Raw genomic sequence first — 18,897 nt, 5'->3', positions numbered from 1 at the left:
CCACACATTTTCCTTAGCTGAACGGCATTAGGGCTTGCCCCAATGCCGTTCAGCTAAGCGCAGATTCCCTGTGGCGAGCAGGCTTGTCCTGCGTTGGGCTGCGCAGCAGCCCCAAAGCCAGGCGCTGAGCCGTATCAGGTACACCGCGTTTTGCTCGATGGGGGCGCTTCGCACCCCAACGCGGGGCAAGCCCGCTCGCCACAATAAGCCCACACATTTTCCTTAGCTGAACGGCATTAGGGCTTGCCCCAATGCCGTTCAGCTAAGCGTAGATTCCCTGTGGCGAGCAGGCTTGTCCTGCGTTGGGCTGCGCAGCAGCCCCAAAGCCAGGCGCTGAGCCGTATCAGGTACACCGCGTTTTGCTCAATTGGGGGCGCTTCGCACCCCAACGCGGGGCAAGCCCGCTCGCCACAATAAGCCCACACATTTTCCTTAACTGAACGGCATTAGGGCTTGCCCCAATGCCGTTCAGCTAAGCGCAGATTCCCTGTGGCGAGCAGGCTTGTCATGCGTTGGGCTGCGCAGCAGCCCCAAAACCAGGCGCTGAGCCCTATCAGGTACACCGCGTTTTGCTCGATTGGGGGCGCTTCGCACCCCAACGCGGGGCAAGCCCGCTCGCCACAATAAGCCCACACATTTTCCTGAACTGAACGGCATTAGGGCTTGCCCCAATGCCGTTCAGCTAAGCGTAGATTCCCTGTGGCGAGCAGGCTTGTCCTGCGTTGGGCTGCGCAGCAGCCCCAAAGCCAGGCGCTGAGCCCTATCAGGTACACCGCGTTTTGCTCGATTGGGGGCGCTTCGCACCCCAACGCGGGGCAAGCCCGCTCGCCACAATAAGCCCACACATTTTCCTTAGCTGAACGGCATTAGGGCTTGCCCCAATGCCGTTCAGCTAAGCGCAGATTCCCTGCGGGAGCGACTGTGTAACTTGCCCGCGAAAGCGGTGCCTCAGTCACATCAATTGATCAGTCGGCCAAGGCCGTCCAGCAACCGCTGCAACGCGCCCTGATTGGCCTGCATCACTTCGAGCCCCGCCTGCGCCATGCGGCGGGCATCCTGCGGCAGTTCGAACAGCTGGCGTACCGCCTCAGCCAATCCGTCAGCATCATCCACCTCACGCAACGCCCCGGCCTCGCGCATCATTGCGGTGATCTCCAGAAAGTTGAACAGGTGCGGCCCCATGATCACCGGCAACCCCAGCGCCGCCGGCTCGAGCGGGTTATGCCCACCGGTCGCTACCAGGCTGCCGCCGACAAAGGCGCTGTCGGCCAATGCATACAGAAACAGCAACTCGCCCATGGTATCGCCAAGCAACACGGCGGTTTGCGCCGTGACGGGTTCGCCGCTGGAACGGCGCACCGTGGCAAAGCCCTGTTGCTCGCACAGCTCGAACATCGGACCGAAGCGTTCCTGATGGCGCGGCACCAGAATCAACAGCGCATTGGGATAGCTGTCGAGCAGTTGACGATGAGCCGCGAGCACCACCGCATCCTCGCCTTCGTGGGTGCTGGCGGCGATCCATACCGGGCGCTGGGTGGCGCCCCATTGCTCACGCAGGGCCGCGGCGCGTACCGGTAATTGCGGGTCGATGGTCAGGTCGAACTTGATCGAGCCGGTCACCTCCACCGTGTCCGCTCGCGCGCCGAGGCTTCGGAAGCGCTCGGCTTCGGTTTGCGTCTGCACGGCCAACAGGCTCATCTGCGACAGCATCGGCGCGGTGAGCTTGGCAAACCGCGCGTAGCCCTTGGCCGAGCGCGCCGACAATCGCGCATTGGCCAACGCCACCGGAATGCCGCGCCGGGCGCAGGCGTGGATATGGTTGGGCCACAATTCGGTCTCCATAATGACCGCAAGCCTGGGCTGCACGCGATCAAGAAAGCGCTTTGCCGCGCACGGCACGTCATAGGGCAGGTAGCAATGCTGGATGCGCGGCTCGTTGGCGAACAGCGCCTGGATACGCTCGGAACCGGTCGGTGTCATGCAGGTGACCGTGATCGGCAACTGCGGATAACGCTCCAGCAGCCCACGCACCATCGGCGCGGCGGCAATGCTTTCACCCACCGACACCGCATGCACCCAGATCCCGCCGGGCTGCATCGCCGGCAAGCCAAGGGAAAACCGCTCGCCCACGCGCTTTGCATAGGCCGGAGCCTTGCGTGCACGCAGCCACAGACGTAAAGCCACCAACGGCAGCGCCAGGTAAAACAGACAGCTGTAGAGAGTTCTATTCATGGCGGCGGAGTTTATCGGCTTTTTCAATAGTGAGCCTATAGAATGCCCATCCTGATACCGCCGCACGCCGAGGACTCCCCATGAATGCCGCCTACTACTACCTGGCCATCGCCATCTGCTCGGAAGTGATCGCCACCGTGTCCATGAAAGCCATCAAGGGCTGGAGTACGCCGATCCCCCTGCTGCTGGTGATTGTGGGGTATGGCGTGGCGTTCTGGATGCTGACCCTGGTGGTACGCACGGTGCCGGTGGGCGTGGCGTATGCCGTGTGGGCCGGGATGGGCATTGTGATGGTGAGTATCGCGGCGTTGTTCATCTACGGGCAGAAACTCGATGTACCGGCGATGCTGGGGATGGGCTTGATTGTGCTGGGCGTGGTAGTGATCCAGCTGTTCTCGAAAACCGCCGGGCACTGACCGCCACGCTACAGCCTGTATACTGCGCCCCTTGTCTTGAACACTGAGGTCGCCCATGCCATCCGATATTTCCACCGACGTCCTGATTGTCGGCGCCGGGGTTGCCGGCCTCTGGCTGAATGCGCGCCTGCGCCGCCAGGGTTTTTCCACGGTGGTGGTGGAAAGCGCCACCCTGGGCGGCGGGCAGAGTGTGAAATCCCAGGGGATCATTCACGGTGGTGCGAAATATGCGCTGCACGGCGCGCTGACCGGCGCCTCCGAGGCGATTGCCGACATGCCACGCCGCTGGCGCGAAGCCCTGGCCGGCAGCGGCGAGCTCGATTTGTCCGGCGTGCGCCTGCTCTCCGAGGCCCACTACCTGTGGTCTCCCGGCACCCTGGCCGGCAACCTCACCAGCTTTTTCGCGAGCAAGGCCGTGCGCGGCCGGGTCGATCAGGTCAAGGGCGACGAGCTGCCGCCAGCCCTGCAGGACCGCCGCTTCAAGGGCAAGGTCTATCGCCTGGCGGAGCTGGTCGTCGACGTGCCCAGCCTGATCGAACGCCTGGCGCAACTGGCCGGTGACGGGCTGCTCGCCGGGCAACGGATCGAGCCGCTGCGCGAGGGCAATACGCTGGTGGGTCTGACGGTGGATGGCCGTGAGATCCGCGCCCAGCGCATCGTGTTGAGCGCCGGCGGCGGTACCGCCGAGCTGCTGAAGGCCCTGGGCCTGAGCACACCGGCCATGCAAAAACGCCCGCTGCACATGATCATCGCCAAGGGCCCCGGCCTCAAGCCGCTGTACGCCCACTGCCTGGGCGGCGGCACCAAGCCGCGCATCACCATCACCACCCACCCGGCCGCCGATGGCAATTGGGTGTGGTACATGGGCGGCGACATCGCCGAGGCCGACGGCGTGACGCGCACCCCACAGGAACAGATCGCCACCGCGCAAAAAGAGCTGGCGCAACTGCTGCCGTGGATCGACATGAGCCAGACCCGGTGGGCCACCCTGCGCGTCGACCGCGCCGAACCGCTGCAGTCCGGCCTGGTGCGCCCCGACAATGCCTTCCTCGCTGAAGAGGGTCGGCTGCTGGTGGGCTGGCCGACCAAACTGGCGCTGGCGCCGGACTTTGCCGATCGCGTAATCAACAGCCTCGAACGTGACGGCATCCGGCCTGCCGGCGGCGAGCCGCTGCCCGCCCTGCCGAAACCTGCCATCGGCGTACCTGCCTGGGAGCACCTGTTGCCATGAGCCTGCCAACCCTGCACGACCTGCACCGCCCCCTCGGCAGCACCGGCCTGCTGGTCTCGCCGCTGGGCCTGGGCACCGTCAAACTCGGCCGCGACCAGGGCGTGAAGTACCCCAACGGCTTCCAGATCCCCAATGACGAGGAGGCGCGGATGTTGTTGCGCCAGGCGCGCCAGTTGGGCATTAACCTGATCGACACCGCGCCGGCCTATGGTTTGAGCGAGGAGCGCCTGGGGCCGCTGCTGCGTGATCAGCGCAAGGACTGGGTGATCGTGAGCAAGGTCGGCGAAGAGTTCGAGAACGGCGTTTCCCGCCACGACTTCAGCGCCGCCCACACACGGCTGTCCATCGAGCGCAGTTTGAAACGCCTTGAAACGGATTTTATCGACCTGGTGTTGGTGCATTCCGACGGCAATGACTTGCACATCCTCAACGACTGCGAAGTGTATGAGGCCCTGGCCGCGCTGAAAAAAGAGGGCAAGATTCGCGGTTTCGGCTTCTCCGGCAAAACCGTCGAAGGTGGCATCAGGGCCCTGGAACAGGGGGACTGCGCGATGGTCACTTACAATCTGAACGAACAATCGGAGAAAGCCGTCATTGATTATGCGGCGGCCCACGGCAAGGGCATTCTGGTGAAAAAAGCCCTGGCCAGCGGCCATGTGTGCCTTGACCCAGGAATGGATCCAATTCGTGCCAGTTTCATGTTGTTGTTTGCGCAAACGGGCGTCGCCAGTGCTATTGTCGGGACCATTAATCCGCTGCACCTGGCCCATAACGTGGCGACCGCTGCCCAGGTCATTCGTCAACTCTGATGCCGCCGACGCGGCCGACCCCGTCGCAAGAAGGAGCCGACATGCCGCGAACGCTCATAAGAAAAAACCCGAGTAACTTCAAGACCCTGCCCCTGCACGTCGAAGCCAGCCCCGAAGGCCTGAGCTACCAGAGCGTCGGCATGCCGCTCAACTTTGCGCAGACCCTGCAACGGCGCAAGCCAGTGGAGGTGGCCGACCCCGAGCGTTTCGCCCTGGAGCTGGCCAATCTGGGCGTGTCGGTACGCCTGACGTTGCACTGGCAAAACAAGGACTACTGGGTGCTCGTGCGCCAGCGCCGCCAGGACCGTGGCGATGTAGTGCTCAAGCTGATCTCCGGCTACGTGCCTGCCCACGAACTGAACCTGCCGCTGCACACCGCCATCCAGGAAATCGCCGAGGAATGCCTGCTGGAAACACCGGAAGGCTGGCTTGGCGGACGCTTCAACGACACCTGGCTGCCGGCGCCCTACTCCGCCGCCCTGCACTACCGCGAAGCGCTGCCGTTTCGCTTGAGCCCGCTGTCCGGCGCGGCCCGTCCGGTGCGCTGCGCGACCATGCAGTTGATCGAGCGCCCCCGGGCCTATGTGCACTTGCCCACGGCCTCGCTGCAATTGATCTACGACCTGCGCCTGGAAGTGCCCAGGGAGGCCAAGTCCCTGAGCCTGTTCCATGTGGATGAGCGGCTGGAAGGCGATCAACTGGTCGCGCGCCTGGACCGCCAGCGCCCGGATCTGTACCTGATGCCGCTCAAGGACGGCCAGCCATTGGCCGAGCTCTATACGTTGAAGAAAGACCAGTTGTACCCGGCCAGCACTCGGGGCCTGTACCTGGCGGAAAGCTTCGCCCAGCAGGACGGCTGGCTGGTACGCGACGAGCGGATTCGCTGGAAGGACTGGCTGCGCCAGCAAGGCCTGGCAGAGCCGGAAAAGGAATCCAAACTCAAACGCCTGGCGAAGCGCGTACTGCGCAAGATGGTGCCGAAGAAAACATAAGGTGGGAGCCCCCGCCAGTTCTTCGACTTGGCACTCTCGCCCAGCAAACTGAAGCCTCTGTGGCGAGCAGGCATTGCCCCAATGCCGTTCAGTTAAGCGCAGATTTCCTGTGGCGAGCAGGCTTGTCCTGCGTTGGGCTGCGCAGCAGCCCCAAAACCAGGCGCTGAGCCGTATCAGGTACTCCGCGTTTTGCTGGATTGGGGGCGCTTCGCACCCCAACGCGGGGCACGCCCGCTCGCCACAACAAGCCCGCTGGCCACAGGGATTGCGGTCAGACGTTGAGCAAGCGCTCCAGGCCCACCTTGAGCGGGGTCGGTTCGGGCAGCTTGAAGCTGGCCAGCAACCGTTGGTTATTGGCTCGCGAATGGCGAATGTCCCCGGAGCGCGCCGGGCCGTAGGTGATCGTCGGCAACGTGCCCACCACTTGCTCAAGCGCCTGCAATACTTGCTTGAGCGTGGTGGTGCGGTTCCACCCCACATTGATCGCACCCAACGGCGCTTGCGGCGCTTCGATGGCCTGCACCAGCACATCCACCAGGTCTTCCACGTACATGAAGTCGCGGGTTTGCTCGCCATCGCCAAACACGGCAATCTGTGCGCCCGTTTGCACGCGTTCGCTGAAGATGCTGATCACCCCGGAGTACGGCGATGACGGATCCTGGCGAGGCCCGAAGACATTGAAGAAGCGGAAGATCACCGGCTCCAGGCCATGCTGGCGGCGGTAAAAGTCAAAGTAATGTTCACCGGCCAGCTTGTCCGAGGCATAGGGCGTCAGCGGCGCCTTGGTGGTCTCTTCGTCAATCGAAGCACCCTCGCCATTGTTGCCGTACACCGCCGCGCTGGAGGCAAACACCACGCGCTTCACCCCGGCCTTGCGCATGGCTTCGCAGACATTCAGCGTGCCGACGAAATTGCTCTGGTGCGTGCCCACCGGGTCGTCCACCGAAGCCTGCACCGAGGCCACCGCGGCCAGGTGCACCACGGCGCTCACGCCAACGGCGGCCTGGGCCACCTGTTTGGCATCGGCCACATCGCCTTCCAGCAGTTGCACCCGTGGGTTGTCCAGCGGCAGATTACTGCGCTTACCGGTGGACAGGTCATCCAGCACCCGCACCGAGTAACCCTTGGCGAGCAACGCATCGACCAGGTGCGAGCCAATAAAACCCGCGCCCCCGGTAATCAGTACGCACGCGTCACTCATGGCTGCGGATCTTCTCGACAATGGCGGTGGTCGAGCTGTTCTCGACCAGGCCCAGCACTTTGACCTTGCCACCATAGGCACTGACGATATCGGCGCCCACGACCTGATCGACCGAATAGTCGCCGCCCTTGACCAGCACGTCCGGCTTGACCTGCGCCAGCAGGTTTTCCGGTGTGCCTTCGGAGAAGCTGATCACCCAGTCCACCGCGCCCAGCCCGGCCAGTACGGCCATGCGTCGGTCGACGCTATTGATCGGTCGGCCCGGCCCTTTGAGACGGCTGACCGAGGCATCGTCGTTCACCGCGACGATCAGACGATCGCCCTGGGCGCGCGCCTGCTCGAGGTAGGTCACGTGACCGGCATGCAAAATGTCGAAACAGCCGTTGGTGAACACAATGCTTTCGTTGTGCGCGCGCGCATCGTCGATGGCCAGCAGCAATTGCTCGATGGTCAGCACGCCACGCTCGGAGCCTTCGGAGCGCTGGATCGCACGGCGCAGCTCAGGTGCGCTGATCGCTGCGGTACCCAGTTTGCCGACGACGATGCCGGCCGCCAGATTGGCCAGGGCCACCGCGTGGGGCAGTTCTTCGCCAGCGGCAATGGAGGCCGCCAGGGTGGAAATCACGGTGTCGCCCGCGCCGGTGACGTCGAAGACCTCACGGGCCCGCGCCGGCAAGTGCATGGCCGGATGGTGGGGGCGCAGCAGGGTCATGCCGTGCTCGCCACGGGTCACCAGCAAGGCACCCAGGTCGAGGTCGGCCATCAGCGCTGCGCCTTTGGTCACCAGGTCGTGTTCGTCGACGCATCCGCCAACGATGGCTTCGAACTCGCTGAGGTTCGGCGTGATCAGGCTGGCGCCTCGATAGATCGAGAAGTCCTTGCCCTTGGGGTCGGCCAACACCGGGATACCCCTGGCCTTGGCGGCCTGGATCAGCATCTGGTGGTTCTGCAACGCGCCTTTGCCGTAGTCGGAAAGCACCAGCACCTTGATGCCTTCGAGCAGCGCCTCGACCTGACCGCTCAGGGCCAGGGCGTCGGTGGCGAAGGGTTCTTCGAAATCGATACGCAGCAATTGCTGGTGACGGCTCATCACGCGCAGCTTGACGGTGGTCGGCTGATGGGCAATCCGCTGGAACAGCGCACGCACTCCGGCACCGCGCAGGCTGTTGGCCAGGCTGTCGGCGGCTTCATCGTCGCCGGTCACGCCTACCAGGGAGGCCGGGGCGCCGAGGGCGGCAATATTGAGGGCAACGTTGGCAGCGCCGCCCGGACGGTCTTCGATTTGCTCGACCTTGACGACCGGCACTGGCGCCTCAGGGGAAATCCGTGAGGTTCCGCCATGCCAGTAACGGTCGAGCATGACATCGCCGACTACCAAGACTGGGGCTTGATCGAATCGCGGCATGGACAACTTCATGGAGCAACCCACTACAAAATGAACAGGGGCGCGATATTAGCACAGGGTTATAGAAGGCTTGTGGAGCACCGCAAGCAAATGTGGGAGCAGGCCCCCTCCCACAACAAGCCTCACACAGACGCCCTGTGTGTCCCCATCGAATCAGGTGATGTCGGCCGACACCGGGGCATCCAGGCCCATGGCATGCAGGCGGGCGTAGTAACCGTTCTGCGCCAGCAGCTCGCCGTGGGTACCACGCTCGACAATACGGCCATCGTCCATCACCAGGATCAGGTCGGCCTTCTCGATGGTGGACAGGCGGTGCGCGATCACCAGGGTGGTGCGGCCTTGCATGACCTTGTCCAGCGCCGCCTGAATGTGGCGCTCGGACTCGGTGTCGAGGGCCGAGGTGGCCTCGTCGAGAATCAGCAGCGGCGAATTCTTCAGCAGCGCCCGGGCAATCGCCAGGCGCTGGCGTTGGCCGCCGGACAGCAGCACGCCGTTTTCACCGACCTGGGTGTCGAAGCCCTTGGGCAACTGGTCGATGAAGTCCTTGGCATTGGCATCGGTCGCCGCCGCTTCGACATCGGCCCTCGGCGCGCCGGCCAGGTCGCCATAGGCAATGTTGTTGGTCACGGTGTCGCTGAACAGGGTCACATGCTGGGTGACCTGCGCGATGTGCTTGCGCAGGTTGAGCAGCTTGTAGTCTTCGATCTCCACGCCGTCGAGCAGGATCTCGCCGCTTTCGTGGTGATAGAAACGCGGGATCAGGCTGGCCAGGGTCGACTTGCCGCTGCCCGAACGGCCCACCAGGGCGATCATTTGCCCAGGCTCGGCGGTAAAGCTGATGTCCTTGAGCACATGGCGTTCGGTGCCGGGGTAGGTGAAGTTCAGGTTGCGCACTTCCAGACGACCGCTGACCTTGTCACGCTCGATGGTGCCGTGGTCGATTTCGACGTCTTCGTCCAGTTGCTCGAAAATGCTCTCGGCACCCGCCACACCCTTCTGGATGGTGGAGCTGACTTCCGACAGTTGGCGAATCGGCTTGGGCAACAGGCCGGCCAGGGTGATGTAGGCCACCATGTCACCCGCCGATGCATCGCCACGCAGGTACAGCACCAGAAACATCAGCACGGCCATGGCCGTGTAGATCACCAGTTGCAGGGCCGGGGTGTAGATGGCGCCCGTGCGGGTCATGCGCAACTGCTTGTCGGTATTGCTCTGGCTGGCCTTGAGGAAACGCTTTTCCTCGTAGACCTCGCCGCCGAAGCTGCGCACCACGCGGTAGCCCTGGATGGTTTCCGAGGCCACATGGGTGACGTCGCCCATGGCCACCTGGATTTTCTTGCTCTGCTTGCGAAATTTCTTGCTGGCCGTGCTGACCATCACCGCAATCAGCGGAAGAATGGCGATCATCACCAGCGTCAGGCGCCAGTTCATGTACAGCAGCGAGGCGAACAGGAAGATCACCGTCATGCCTTCGCGGATCACCACCTTGATCGCATCGGTGGCCGCCCCCGTGACCATGGTCACGTTGAAGGTGATGCGGGAAATCAGGTGCCCCGAGTTGTGGTTGTCGAAATAACGGTTGGGCAGGGTCAGCAGGTTGTTGAACAGCTGCACCCGCAGGTCGTGGACCAGGCCCAGGGACACCTTGGCCAGCAGGTAGTTACCCAGGAACGAACCCAGGCCCTGCCATGCCGCGATCAGGATGATCAGCAGCGGCACGGCCTGCAGCAGCTGCAGGTCGCGCAGGAACGGCACGCTGGGGAACAGCACCGCTTCGGGGTTGGACAGGCCGTCGACGAAGTACTTGAGGATGTACCCCAGCATCGGCTGGGTCGACGCGAAAATCAGAAATCCGAGGATACTCAGTGCAAACAGCCCCGCGTAGGGCCTGACGTAGCTGAGTAGACGGAAGTATATTTTCAAGCTCGAAGGGCTTGCGCTCGGACTGGAATCGGTCATAACACGCGGCGTTTTGAAAAAGGAGGCTGACTTTAGCACAGCTTCTCTGTTGTACTTGCACCCGGCATGACCCGCGCGCCCGCGCTTGCTGCCGACGACAACCAATAACGCCTGCTTTACGATGGTCGGCTTTCTTTCTCTGGAATGGCTTTTGCGTATGCACTCCAAGCGTCTCAACTACGGCTCAAATCGCGTTTTCGACTTTCTGGTCATGTGGATTTTGCCCATTGGCTTATTGCTGCTGCTGAGTGCGCTGTTCCTTGTCTCCAATCGTAATGTGCTGCATCGAATCGTCTACCTCCTGTTTACTGTGCCGACCTTGTTCATGCTGTTCCAGCGCCCCAGGGAGTTCCGGGAACTGCTGCGCGAACCGCTGGCGATCGCTTTTCTGGTGTTTGCCGCCTGGGCCCTGACCAGCCTGCTGTGGAGCCCCGAACCGAGCATCGATACCGACCTGTTCAAACGCCCGCTGAACACCTTCATGCTGTTCGGCGGCTGCGGGCTGCTGCTGCATTATCGCAACGACCTGTTCAAGCCGATCTTCTTCGCCGCTGCGGTGATCGCGATGGTGGTGTGCGTGCTCAACCTGGTGGCTTTCGCTAAGGGTTTCCAACCCGGCATGCGCATGATCGGCGGCCGTGGCGCCCTGGATAACCCACTGCTCAGCTCCCACCTATTCGGTTTTTTCTGCGTGTACTGGCTGTACGTGTGCATGACCACACGGCGCGCCCATGTGCTGTGGTTCAGCGTGCCGGCCCTGACAGTGATGACGGCGGCGGTACTGGCGACCGGTTCGCGTACACCCCTGGTCGCCATGACCCTGGCCATCCTGTGGATGAGTTTTGTCAGCCGCAACCGTCGCTCTGCCGTGCTGATCGCGGCGCTGGTGGTGAGTGCCATTGGGCTGCTGCTGGTGTACCCGGAACTCATCACCCAACGCGGCAGCTCATTTCGGTTCGAACTGTGGAGCATGTCGCTGGAGCGAATTGCAGCCCATCCGTGGATCGGCCACAGCTACGATTCGGAGCTGTACCTGACCCTGGCGGACGGCTACGTGCTGCGCGAGCCGCACAGCTTCGCCCTCGGCGTGCTGTATTACGTCGGCATCATCGGGTTCATCCCGTGGATATTCATGCTTGGCTGGGGCCTGTACAAAAGCTTCAAGGAGCGCGCGCAACCGCTGTTCATCCTCGCCTCCTCCCTGCTCGCCTACGGCATCGGCGCGGGCCTGACCGAAGGCGGCGGCATCCTGTCGCGGCCCAAGGAGCACTGGTTCCTGTTGTGGATTCCGCTGGCGCTGATCGCCGGTTTGAGCATTGCCAAACGCCGCCACAGCCTGCTGCGCCTGCCCGTGCACAGCCTCAAGCCTGCCGCTTTTGAAGCGCTGTGCAGCGATGCCCAGGTGATCGAAGCCGATGGCCTGGGGCCGAAAGTCCTGCGCCTGGTCGACGGCCGCTTTCTCAAGGTGTTCCGCGCCCGCCGCTGGTACACCTCGGGCAGCTTCAACCCCTACTCGGAGCGGTTCGCCAGCAACGCCGAACAACTGCGCAGCCTGGGCATTCCCACGCCGCAGATACTTGCGATCTACGCCCTCGCAGAGGGCAGCAGCGCCGTCACCTATTCGCCACTGCCCGGCCTGACCCTGCGCCAAGCCCTGCAAAGCCTGGACAGCAGCCTGCGCGAGTCATTGATCGAACGCTTTGGCCAGTTCATGGCGCAGTTGCATGAGCGCGGCGTGTACTTCCGCTCGCTGCACCTGGGTAACGTCCTGCTGATGGACGACGGCGAGTTCGGCCTGATCGACATTGCCGACCTGCGCATCTTCCCGTCGCCCCTGCGCAACGCCTTGCGCCAACGCAACCTGCGCCATATGCAACGCTATCCGCAGGATCGCAACTGGCTGTTCGATACCCACTTCGAACAGTTGACCAAGGGTTACGCGACCGTTGCCAGCGCAGGCGCCACGGCGAAGATCCGCGCGCACGTACTGGCCGCGCCCAGCGCTTAGGAGCGCAGCGGCGTCAGGTAGAGCCGCACCAGGCCACGCAAGGTCTTGCGACCCCAGAATTTGAGCGGGATCTGCTTGAGAATCTCCCGTGCCAGCGGTCGGTCACGATCGGCGGTCTTGAGGAACATCGAGTTCAGGAAGTTGTAGCGCACCGCGTCATAGGCCGGGTGATGGCTGAAGTGGGCATAGGTCTTGAGGATGTTCTCGATCATGTAGCGATGGTTCTTGTAGGTGTTGCTCGCATGCTGGCGGTACTGCGCCATCACCACGCCAAGGGCGTCGATGGTGTAGCCCGCTGCCGTGACTTTCAACTGAATGAGCAAGTCTTCCAGGGGGATCAGCGGGTCGAAGCCACCGACCTCCTCCAGCACATGCCGGCGAATCAGCATGGTCGGCGCCGGCGGGAACGGCTTGCGATCCATGAACATGTCATCGAAATCCAGGCTGCGAAACGGTACGTCGCGGCGCTGTTTTTTCTCCGGGTGCAGGTTGCCGTCGCCATCGATCAGCTCGATATTGCCGGCGCAGATGCCCACCTTCGGTTTGTCTTCCATATACGCCACCTGGGTGGCAATACGGTCCGCCAGCATAATGTCGTCGGAGCCGAACGGTGCGATCAGGCTGCCCTTGGCCCGCGCAATCGCTCCGTTTAGGGTCGCGGTGAGACCCTGGTTCTGCTGCACCTGGAAGTCAAAGCCATGCTCGGCCTGCAGACGCCGGATGCGCTCGACGCTGTCATCCTTAGAGCCGTCATCCACCACCAGCAGTTCGATATTCGGGTACGTCTGACCGAGCACGCTGAGGATGCTCTGCTCGATGTACCGGCCGTGGTTGTAGGACGCGATAATCACCGAGACCAGGGGTTGTTGCGTTGTCATGCTCTACCTACTTGTTTCAAACCGGTGTCGATAAGGTCCAGGTACTTCTGCTGGAATTCTGCCAGGGCGTGATGCTCTTCGAGATAGCGAAACACCTGCTCGCCCTTGGCGCGCAGCTGTTCGTCACTCATGGCCAGGTAAGTGTCCAGGGCCGCGCTGAGTTGCTCGACATTGCCCGGCTCGTGGGACAGGCCACCCGCCCCTTCCACCAGCGGCAGCATGGCCGGGACGTTGGAGGCGATCACCGGCAGGTGCCCGCTCATGCCTTCGAGCAACGCCAGGCCGAGGCCTTCCTGCAGCGACGGCATGGTCCAGATATCGAAGGCGCGCACGTACTGGAGACCGTCCTCGCGAAAGCCCAGCAGGTGCGCGCGGCCGGTGAGACCAAGGCGTTCGATGTCGGCGCGCAGGTCAGCTTCCGCGCGGCCGGAGCCAATGATGCCGAGCTGCGCGTGGGGATACTTGTCCTTGAGCCGTGCGAACGCCTGCAACAGGTGCGTATGACCCTTGATCGGCACCAGTCGCCCCAACGCGCCAATGATCCGCGCGTCGGGCGCCAGCCCGAGCGCCTGGCGCGCCTGCTCGCGCGGCAACTGCAAGGCTTCGGCCTGCGGAATGTCGATGGCATTGGTGACGAAGGTGGTGTTCTCGCGGGTAAAGCCGCAGCCCAGGCCCACCAGATAATCACGCACTGCCGCCGAAACCCCGACAAACCGCCACGCCGGGCTGACCAGACGGCGCGTCTGGCGCCGGCGATAAGCACGCTCATATTCGCCAAAGCCATGGGAAATGCCGATGCACAACGGGATCTTCAGCCAGCGATTGAGCGACAGCATCATGTTCACCGACTTGAAGCGGTTGCAGATGACCACGTCGAACTGCTGCTCACGGCAATACTTGTAGATTTCCCACATCGCGCCCAGACGAATGCCCTTCAGGGCTTTCTCGGGAAATTGAAAATACTTGGAGTGATCGGCGACGCTCAACGGCTGGCCCGGTTGCGGGTGCCCGCTGAGGAATGCCGAGGTAACCTCGAAACGCTCAGGCGGCAACGACTTGACGATTTGCTCACCGAGGTCGGCAAAATCGTTGAGCTTGACGTTGTAGTCCGGCTGTAATTGCAAAACCTTGAAACGAGGCTTCATAACACTCCATGGGGCAATCGGGCCGCTGCAAGCCGCCCGACGATAAAGTCAATTTCAGTCCTGCTTCAGCACCCAAAGCAGTTCGTGACGGCGCACGGCCTTGCGGAAAAACTCGTTCTCGCCGTAGGGCGATGGACCACGATCCGCCAGCAGTTGTTGCAACAGGCGTCGGACGCGGCGCTTGAACGGCGCGCGCGGTTGCAGGTCATGCATCATGCCCAGCGCCATGGCCTTGTCCACTTGCTGGCTGTGGCTGAGCACGCGGCAATACGGCTGCAGCACCCGGTCGGCATCGAACTGCGGCGGCAACGCCACACCGGCGCCCGAATCGCCCATGGGCCAGCGGTCGTTATCGTGCAAATGGTTGGCGTAGCCCAGCAATGTGCTCGGCTGCCACTCAAGGCCCTGCAAAGCCTCGATGACGGCGTTGTAGGCGCAGATGTGATCCGGGTGTGGATCGAGCAGCGGCGTCGGCAACACGATCACCTCGGGACGTGCCTTGAGCAACAGCGCGCGCAGGTCGGCGAGCAGGTTGTGCCAGGTCGGCAAACCGTCCGCATCGCTGGGCAACGCAAGCCTGTTGAACTGGCGAAACAGCCGCGTATCGGCGCATTGCGCCTCGCGCGAAGCCTGGGGCTGATCCGGCGCGGCCTGCATGGCCGGCAGTTGCAGGCAGAAGTAGCCCAGTTGCACGCACTGCGCCTCGGGCACCCCGGCCCAGCGCGGCACGGCAATGCTGTCCCAGGCGCGCAGGCGCCCTTTCAGACGCGCAGCATCGGCCTGCGGCAGGCCCATCTGTTGATAATGTTCGGCTTCGATCTCACCGGCGGTGAGGGTCACGATCCAGCTTTCATCCGCCTGGGCATACAGGCCAAACGCAGCCAGCTCGGCATCGTCGGCATGGGGCGCGATCACCATCACGCGCTGGCGCGCCGGGTCCGGCTGGCGGAACACCCAAAGCGTCGGCTGACCGACAATGCGACAGAATCGCCCACGCACGCGAACCTCACCCGCAGCCAGGGCCGCCGCTGCACCGGTGAGGTTGAGGTAACGCGTGCCAGCAACACCGCGCTCGAAGGCCTGGCGATCACCCGCCAGCTCAACCGCAGGGTCCAGGAAACGTCCGAGCCAGCTGCTTTCAAGCTGCACCTGGACGATCAGGGTTTCATCACCCGCAAGTTCCAGCGGTGTGTCCGAGAGCAAACGCCCAGCCTCCAGGCGCAGGTCGCCGTGACGGCTGTGCGGGGCAAAGCGGTACTGGTAGTCATCCTTGGGCGAGTAGAACAGATGGTCGGCAAACCAGGCTTCGTGGGCCACCCACAGCAGCACTGCGAGGATCAACGGCAGCCACCAGGCCACCAGCACACCCACCGCGATCAACAGCAACAAGCCCACCAGCAAGGCGATGCGTTTGTTGCGCCGATGGCGCTTGAGCAGTTGCTGTTTGCGGCTCATAGGCTGAACACCGGCACCGGGTTGCACCAGCGCTCTTTATATTCGCGGTCGGCGCGCCCAAAAGAGAAACGCAGTGGCTTGTTGAGCGTGCGAGCCTGCTCCCAGGCACTTTGGGTGTTGAGAAAGCTCAACACGCTGCCGGGGCTGAACGCACGGGTTTCGGGGTCGACGCCGCCGTTGACGTATTCGATGCTGACCCATTCGGGCGCCTCGACGCGATACACCAACTGCACGGCAATTGGCGCATCGTTGAGAAACAGCACCGAACCCACCAGAAACTCCTGGAGCAATGCCAGCACTTCGGCCAGGCGTTCGGCGCCGGTGGCGGCAAAGCCCCAGCGACGCTGGAACAGGTCGCGATAAATCGCCGCCAGCTCCGCACTGGAAAACTCACTCACCGCCCGCACCACGCCGCCCGCCTCTTCCAGCAGGCGCAGTTCGCGGCGCTGGTTGTAGCGAAACTTCTTTGACAGGTCTTCCGGGGTGCGCGCCATGGCCAGTTGCTCGGCCTGGGGCTTGAGGGTACTCACGCGCCCTTCGTTCAAGGCCGACAGGTAGCGCCCGCGATGGCGCACCGGCAACTGCGCATCGGCGGCAATCGGCAGGATGATCTCGGCATTACCGAGGTCAAACAGGCCCTTCTTGCCGTGGCGCTTGAGCACGTCCTTGGACAGCGCCAGGTCGCGCCCCCAGGTGGCAATTGCGCCCTTGAGTTCGCCGTCTTGCTCCCAGCCCAGGTAACGCACCGGAATCTGCGCCAGGCCGGCCAAACGCTCGACGACCCGAGGATGGGTCGCCACGCTGCCACCAAATCGCTGCCAGGCTTGAGCGTAAGCCTCGGCCTCGACAGGCACCCAGCCTCGCTCACGCCAACCCTGGAAGCGGTTCAGCATTTAGACCACGGCGTCATAAGGGTCCACACCGTCCTTGACCACGAGGATGTCTTCCATGATCAGGTACTGCAGGTCGGAGCCGAAGAACATGTCCAGCGCGTCCTTGGGCGAGCAGATCATCGCTTCGCCACGGCGGTTGAGCGAGGTGTTCAGGGACACGCCATTGCCCGTCAGCACTTCGAGCTCTTTCATCATGTCGTAGTAGCGCGGGTTGTACTCGCGCTTGAGCACCTGGGCGCGGGAGGTGCCGTCTTCGTGCACCACTTCCGGTACGCGGGTTTTCCATTCTTCCGACACTTCAAAGGTGAAGGTCATGAACGGCGCCGGGTGGTCGACCTTGATCATCTGCGGGGCCACGGTGTCGAGCATCGACGGGCAGAAAGGCCTCCAGCGCTCGCGGAACTTGATCTGGTGGTTGATGCGGTCGGCCACGCCGGTTGCACTTGGGCAACCGATGATCGAACGACCGCCCAACGCACGCGGGCCAAACTCCATACGGCCCTGGAACCAGGCCACCGGGTTGCCGTCGACCATGATCTTGGCGATGCGCTTGGGCATGTTTTCGATCTTGCGCCATACCGGCTTGCTCTCGTGTTTGGCGCAGGCAGCGATCACGTCTTCGTTGCTGTAGGACGGGCCGAGGTAGACGTGTTCCATCTTCTCCACCGGCACGCCACGGGCGTGGGACACGTAAGCAGCAGCGCCAACGGCAGTGCCGGCATCACCGGAGGCCGGCTGTACGAACAGCTCTTTCACGTCGTCACGGGCGATGATCTTCTGGTTCAGCTTGACGTTCAGCGCGCAACCGCCCGCGAAGGCCAGCTTGCCAGTGTCCTTGAGGATGTCGCCCAGGTAATGGTCGATCATCTGCAAGGCCAGCTTCTCGAACAACGCCTGCATGCTGGCGGCGTAGTGGATGTACGGCTCGTCGGCGATGTCGCCTTCGCGCTTGGGGCCCAGCCACTCGATCAGTTTCGGCGAGAAGTAGAAGCCCTTGCCCTTCTCTTTATAACGGCGCAGGCCGATGACGTTGGCGTAGTCGGTGTTGATCACCAGCTCGCCGTTTTCAAAGGAGGCCAGGCGCGAGAAATCGTACTTGCTGGCATCGCCGTATGGCGCCATGCCCATGACCTTGAACTCGCCGTCGAGCATCTCGAAACCGAGGAACTCGGTGATCGCGCCATACAGGCCGCCGAGGGAGTCAGGGTCGTAGAATTCCTTGATCTTGTGGATCTTGCCGTTCTCGCCATAGCCGAAGAACGTAGTGGCGTACTCGCCCTTGCCGTCGATGCCGAGGATTGCGGTTTTTTCCTGGAAGCCCGAGCAGTGGTAGGCGCTGGAGGCGTGGGCCAGGTGGTGTTCAACCGGTTCGATCCTGATTTTCTTCGGATCGAAGCCCAGTTGCTCCAGGCACCAGACGATCTTGTTGCGATAACGCTTGTAGCGACGGTTGCCCATCAGGATCGCGTCGAGGGCGCGGTCCGGGGCGTACCAGTAACGCTTGGCGTAGTGCCAGCGCGCCTCGCCGAACAGGCTGATCGGCGCGAACGGAATCGCCACCACATCAACGTCGCAAGGCTTGATGCCAGCCTGTTCCAGGCAGAACTTCGCCGACTCGTAGGGCATGCGGTTCTTTGCATGTTTGTCGCGTACGAAGCGCTCTTCTTCGGCGGCCGCGATCAGCTTGCCGTCGATATACAGGGCTGCGGAAGGATCATGGCTAAGGGCGCCGGACAGGCCAAGAATCGTCAATGCCACAGGGGTCTAGCCTCTTTTAGTCTGCATGCAGGCGGGTTGCGCCTGAAAAAAGTGTGCCTCCTGCCTGGGCAGGAAACAGCTAAAGGGCGGGATTATAGCTTAAAAGCAGGGGGGAGCTGTTAGCGGCAAGCGGCAAGGCAAAAGCGGGCGGTGTAGAGCCCATCACTGGGGCCTACCTGAGTTCGATGCTGCCGTCGGTGCTTTGCCGGTAGACCGTGTAGGGCAGGACGAGGGTATCCAACACGCCGGAGGCCACTACATCGATGAAAATCAGCGGCACGAAATTCACCCACACACCGGTGGTGGTCGAGGGGGGAGCGTGCAGTTGACACAGGTCATAGGCGACCCCGCTGTAGACGCGGGTGATGGACTGGCAGTAGGTTTTCTGCTTTTTGAGCGCCTGCACGGCGACATGGTCTTCGCGCATGACTGTGTTGACGGTGCCGCAGCCGAACAGGCTCAGTGCTGATGCCGCCAACAGAATTTTGAGTGCAGTGTTCATTCGGTGACCTCCG

General features: G+C 62.8%; 15 protein-coding genes. 5 read left to right on the top strand and 10 right to left on the bottom strand.

Features of this window, described 5'->3' with window-relative positions:
* Nucleotides 1-957: 957 nt before the first annotated feature.
* The gene (waaA, locus tag RHM60_RS18975) at nucleotides 958-2,232 is read right to left on the bottom strand and encodes a lipid IV(A) 3-deoxy-D-manno-octulosonic acid transferase (protein WP_322212484.1); all 1,275 of its coding nucleotides are present in this window, start codon (nucleotides 2,230-2,232) and stop codon (nucleotides 958-960) included.
* Nucleotides 2,233-2,312: 80 nt separating this feature from the next.
* Between waaA and RHM60_RS18970 the strand changes: the two genes are divergently transcribed.
* From RHM60_RS18970 to RHM60_RS18955, 4 genes are read left to right on the top strand one after another with little or no spacing between them, the layout of a single operon-like run.
* A complete protein-coding gene (locus RHM60_RS18970) occupies nucleotides 2,313-2,648 on the top strand; it encodes a DMT family transporter (protein ID WP_003188013.1) in 336 nt (111 codons plus the stop codon).
* A 55-nt stretch (nucleotides 2,649-2,703) separates the two neighbouring features.
* Nucleotides 2,704-3,879, top strand: a complete 1,176-nt coding sequence (locus tag RHM60_RS18965; protein WP_322212483.1) for an NAD(P)/FAD-dependent oxidoreductase — start codon at nucleotides 2,704-2,706, stop codon at nucleotides 3,877-3,879.
* Nucleotides 3,876-4,688: an aldo/keto reductase gene (locus RHM60_RS18960; RefSeq protein ID WP_209987821.1), complete on the top strand. Its 813-nt coding sequence runs from the start codon at nucleotides 3,876-3,878 to the stop codon at nucleotides 4,686-4,688. Before RHM60_RS18965 ends, RHM60_RS18960 begins: the two co-directional genes overlap by 4 nt.
* A 41-nt stretch (nucleotides 4,689-4,729) precedes the next feature.
* Complete coding sequence (locus tag RHM60_RS18955; RefSeq protein ID WP_322212482.1) at nucleotides 4,730-5,680, top strand: metal ABC transporter ATPase; 951 nt, start codon at nucleotides 4,730-4,732, stop codon at nucleotides 5,678-5,680.
* Between the two features lie 271 nt (nucleotides 5,681-5,951).
* Here the strand turns inward: RHM60_RS18955 and RHM60_RS18950 are convergent, their stop codons facing one another.
* The 3 genes from RHM60_RS18950 to msbA all read right to left on the bottom strand — a co-directional run bounded on the left by RHM60_RS18950 (nucleotide 5,952) and on the right by msbA (nucleotide 10,245).
* Nucleotides 5,952-6,881 carry an NAD-dependent epimerase/dehydratase family protein gene (locus tag RHM60_RS18950; protein WP_322212481.1) on the bottom strand — a complete coding sequence of 310 codons (930 nt, stop codon included), beginning with the start codon at nucleotides 6,879-6,881 and terminating at the stop codon, nucleotides 5,952-5,954.
* Nucleotides 6,874-8,298, bottom strand: coding sequence for a bifunctional D-glycero-beta-D-manno-heptose-7-phosphate kinase/D-glycero-beta-D-manno-heptose 1-phosphate adenylyltransferase HldE (hldE, locus tag RHM60_RS18945; RefSeq protein ID WP_060548475.1), 1,425 nt, complete (start codon nucleotides 8,296-8,298; stop codon nucleotides 6,874-6,876). The genes RHM60_RS18950 and hldE overlap by 8 nt, the downstream gene beginning before the upstream one ends.
* Before the next feature lie 141 nt (nucleotides 8,299-8,439).
* A complete protein-coding gene (gene msbA, locus RHM60_RS18940) occupies nucleotides 8,440-10,245 on the bottom strand; it encodes a lipid A export permease/ATP-binding protein MsbA (RefSeq protein ID WP_209987811.1) in 1,806 nt (601 codons plus the stop codon).
* A gap of 157 nt (nucleotides 10,246-10,402) precedes the next feature.
* Between msbA and RHM60_RS18935 the strand changes: the two genes are divergently transcribed.
* Nucleotides 10,403-12,253, top strand: coding sequence for an O-antigen ligase family protein (locus tag RHM60_RS18935; RefSeq protein WP_322214642.1), 1,851 nt, complete (start codon nucleotides 10,403-10,405; stop codon nucleotides 12,251-12,253).
* Here the strand turns inward: RHM60_RS18935 and RHM60_RS18930 are convergent.
* The 6 genes from RHM60_RS18930 to RHM60_RS18905 form a co-directional block, all read right to left on the bottom strand.
* Nucleotides 12,250-13,131: a glycosyltransferase gene (locus RHM60_RS18930; RefSeq protein WP_209987808.1), complete on the bottom strand. Its 882-nt coding sequence runs from the start codon at nucleotides 13,129-13,131 to the stop codon at nucleotides 12,250-12,252. The genes RHM60_RS18935 and RHM60_RS18930 overlap by 4 nt on opposite strands.
* Nucleotides 13,128-14,276, bottom strand: coding sequence for a glycosyltransferase (locus RHM60_RS18925; RefSeq protein WP_322212480.1), 1,149 nt, complete (start codon nucleotides 14,274-14,276; stop codon nucleotides 13,128-13,130). Before RHM60_RS18925 ends, RHM60_RS18930 begins: the two co-directional genes overlap by 4 nt.
* Before the next feature lie 54 nt (nucleotides 14,277-14,330).
* Complete coding sequence (locus RHM60_RS18920) at nucleotides 14,331-15,731, bottom strand: PIG-L deacetylase family protein (protein ID WP_322212479.1); 1,401 nt, start codon at nucleotides 15,729-15,731, stop codon at nucleotides 14,331-14,333.
* Nucleotides 15,728-16,624, bottom strand: coding sequence for an antimicrobial resistance protein Mig-14 (locus RHM60_RS18915; RefSeq protein WP_209987799.1), 897 nt, complete (start codon nucleotides 16,622-16,624; stop codon nucleotides 15,728-15,730). Before RHM60_RS18915 ends, RHM60_RS18920 begins: the two co-directional genes overlap by 4 nt.
* Nucleotides 16,625-18,382, bottom strand: a complete 1,758-nt coding sequence (locus RHM60_RS18910) for a carbamoyltransferase (protein WP_209987796.1) — start codon at nucleotides 18,380-18,382, stop codon at nucleotides 16,625-16,627.
* A 172-nt stretch (nucleotides 18,383-18,554) separates the two neighbouring features.
* Nucleotides 18,555-18,884, bottom strand: coding sequence for a YceK/YidQ family lipoprotein (locus RHM60_RS18905; RefSeq protein WP_322212478.1), 330 nt, complete (start codon nucleotides 18,882-18,884; stop codon nucleotides 18,555-18,557).
* Nucleotides 18,885-18,897 lie beyond the last annotated feature (13 nt).

The sequence above is a fragment of the Pseudomonas sp. MH9.3 genome (assembly GCF_034354675.1).
In the GTDB taxonomy this organism is placed as follows: Bacteria; Pseudomonadota; Gammaproteobacteria; order Pseudomonadales; family Pseudomonadaceae; genus Aquipseudomonas.
Note: the sequence above shows the minus strand (reverse complement) of the source record. Positions and strands in the feature narration are given on the sequence as shown.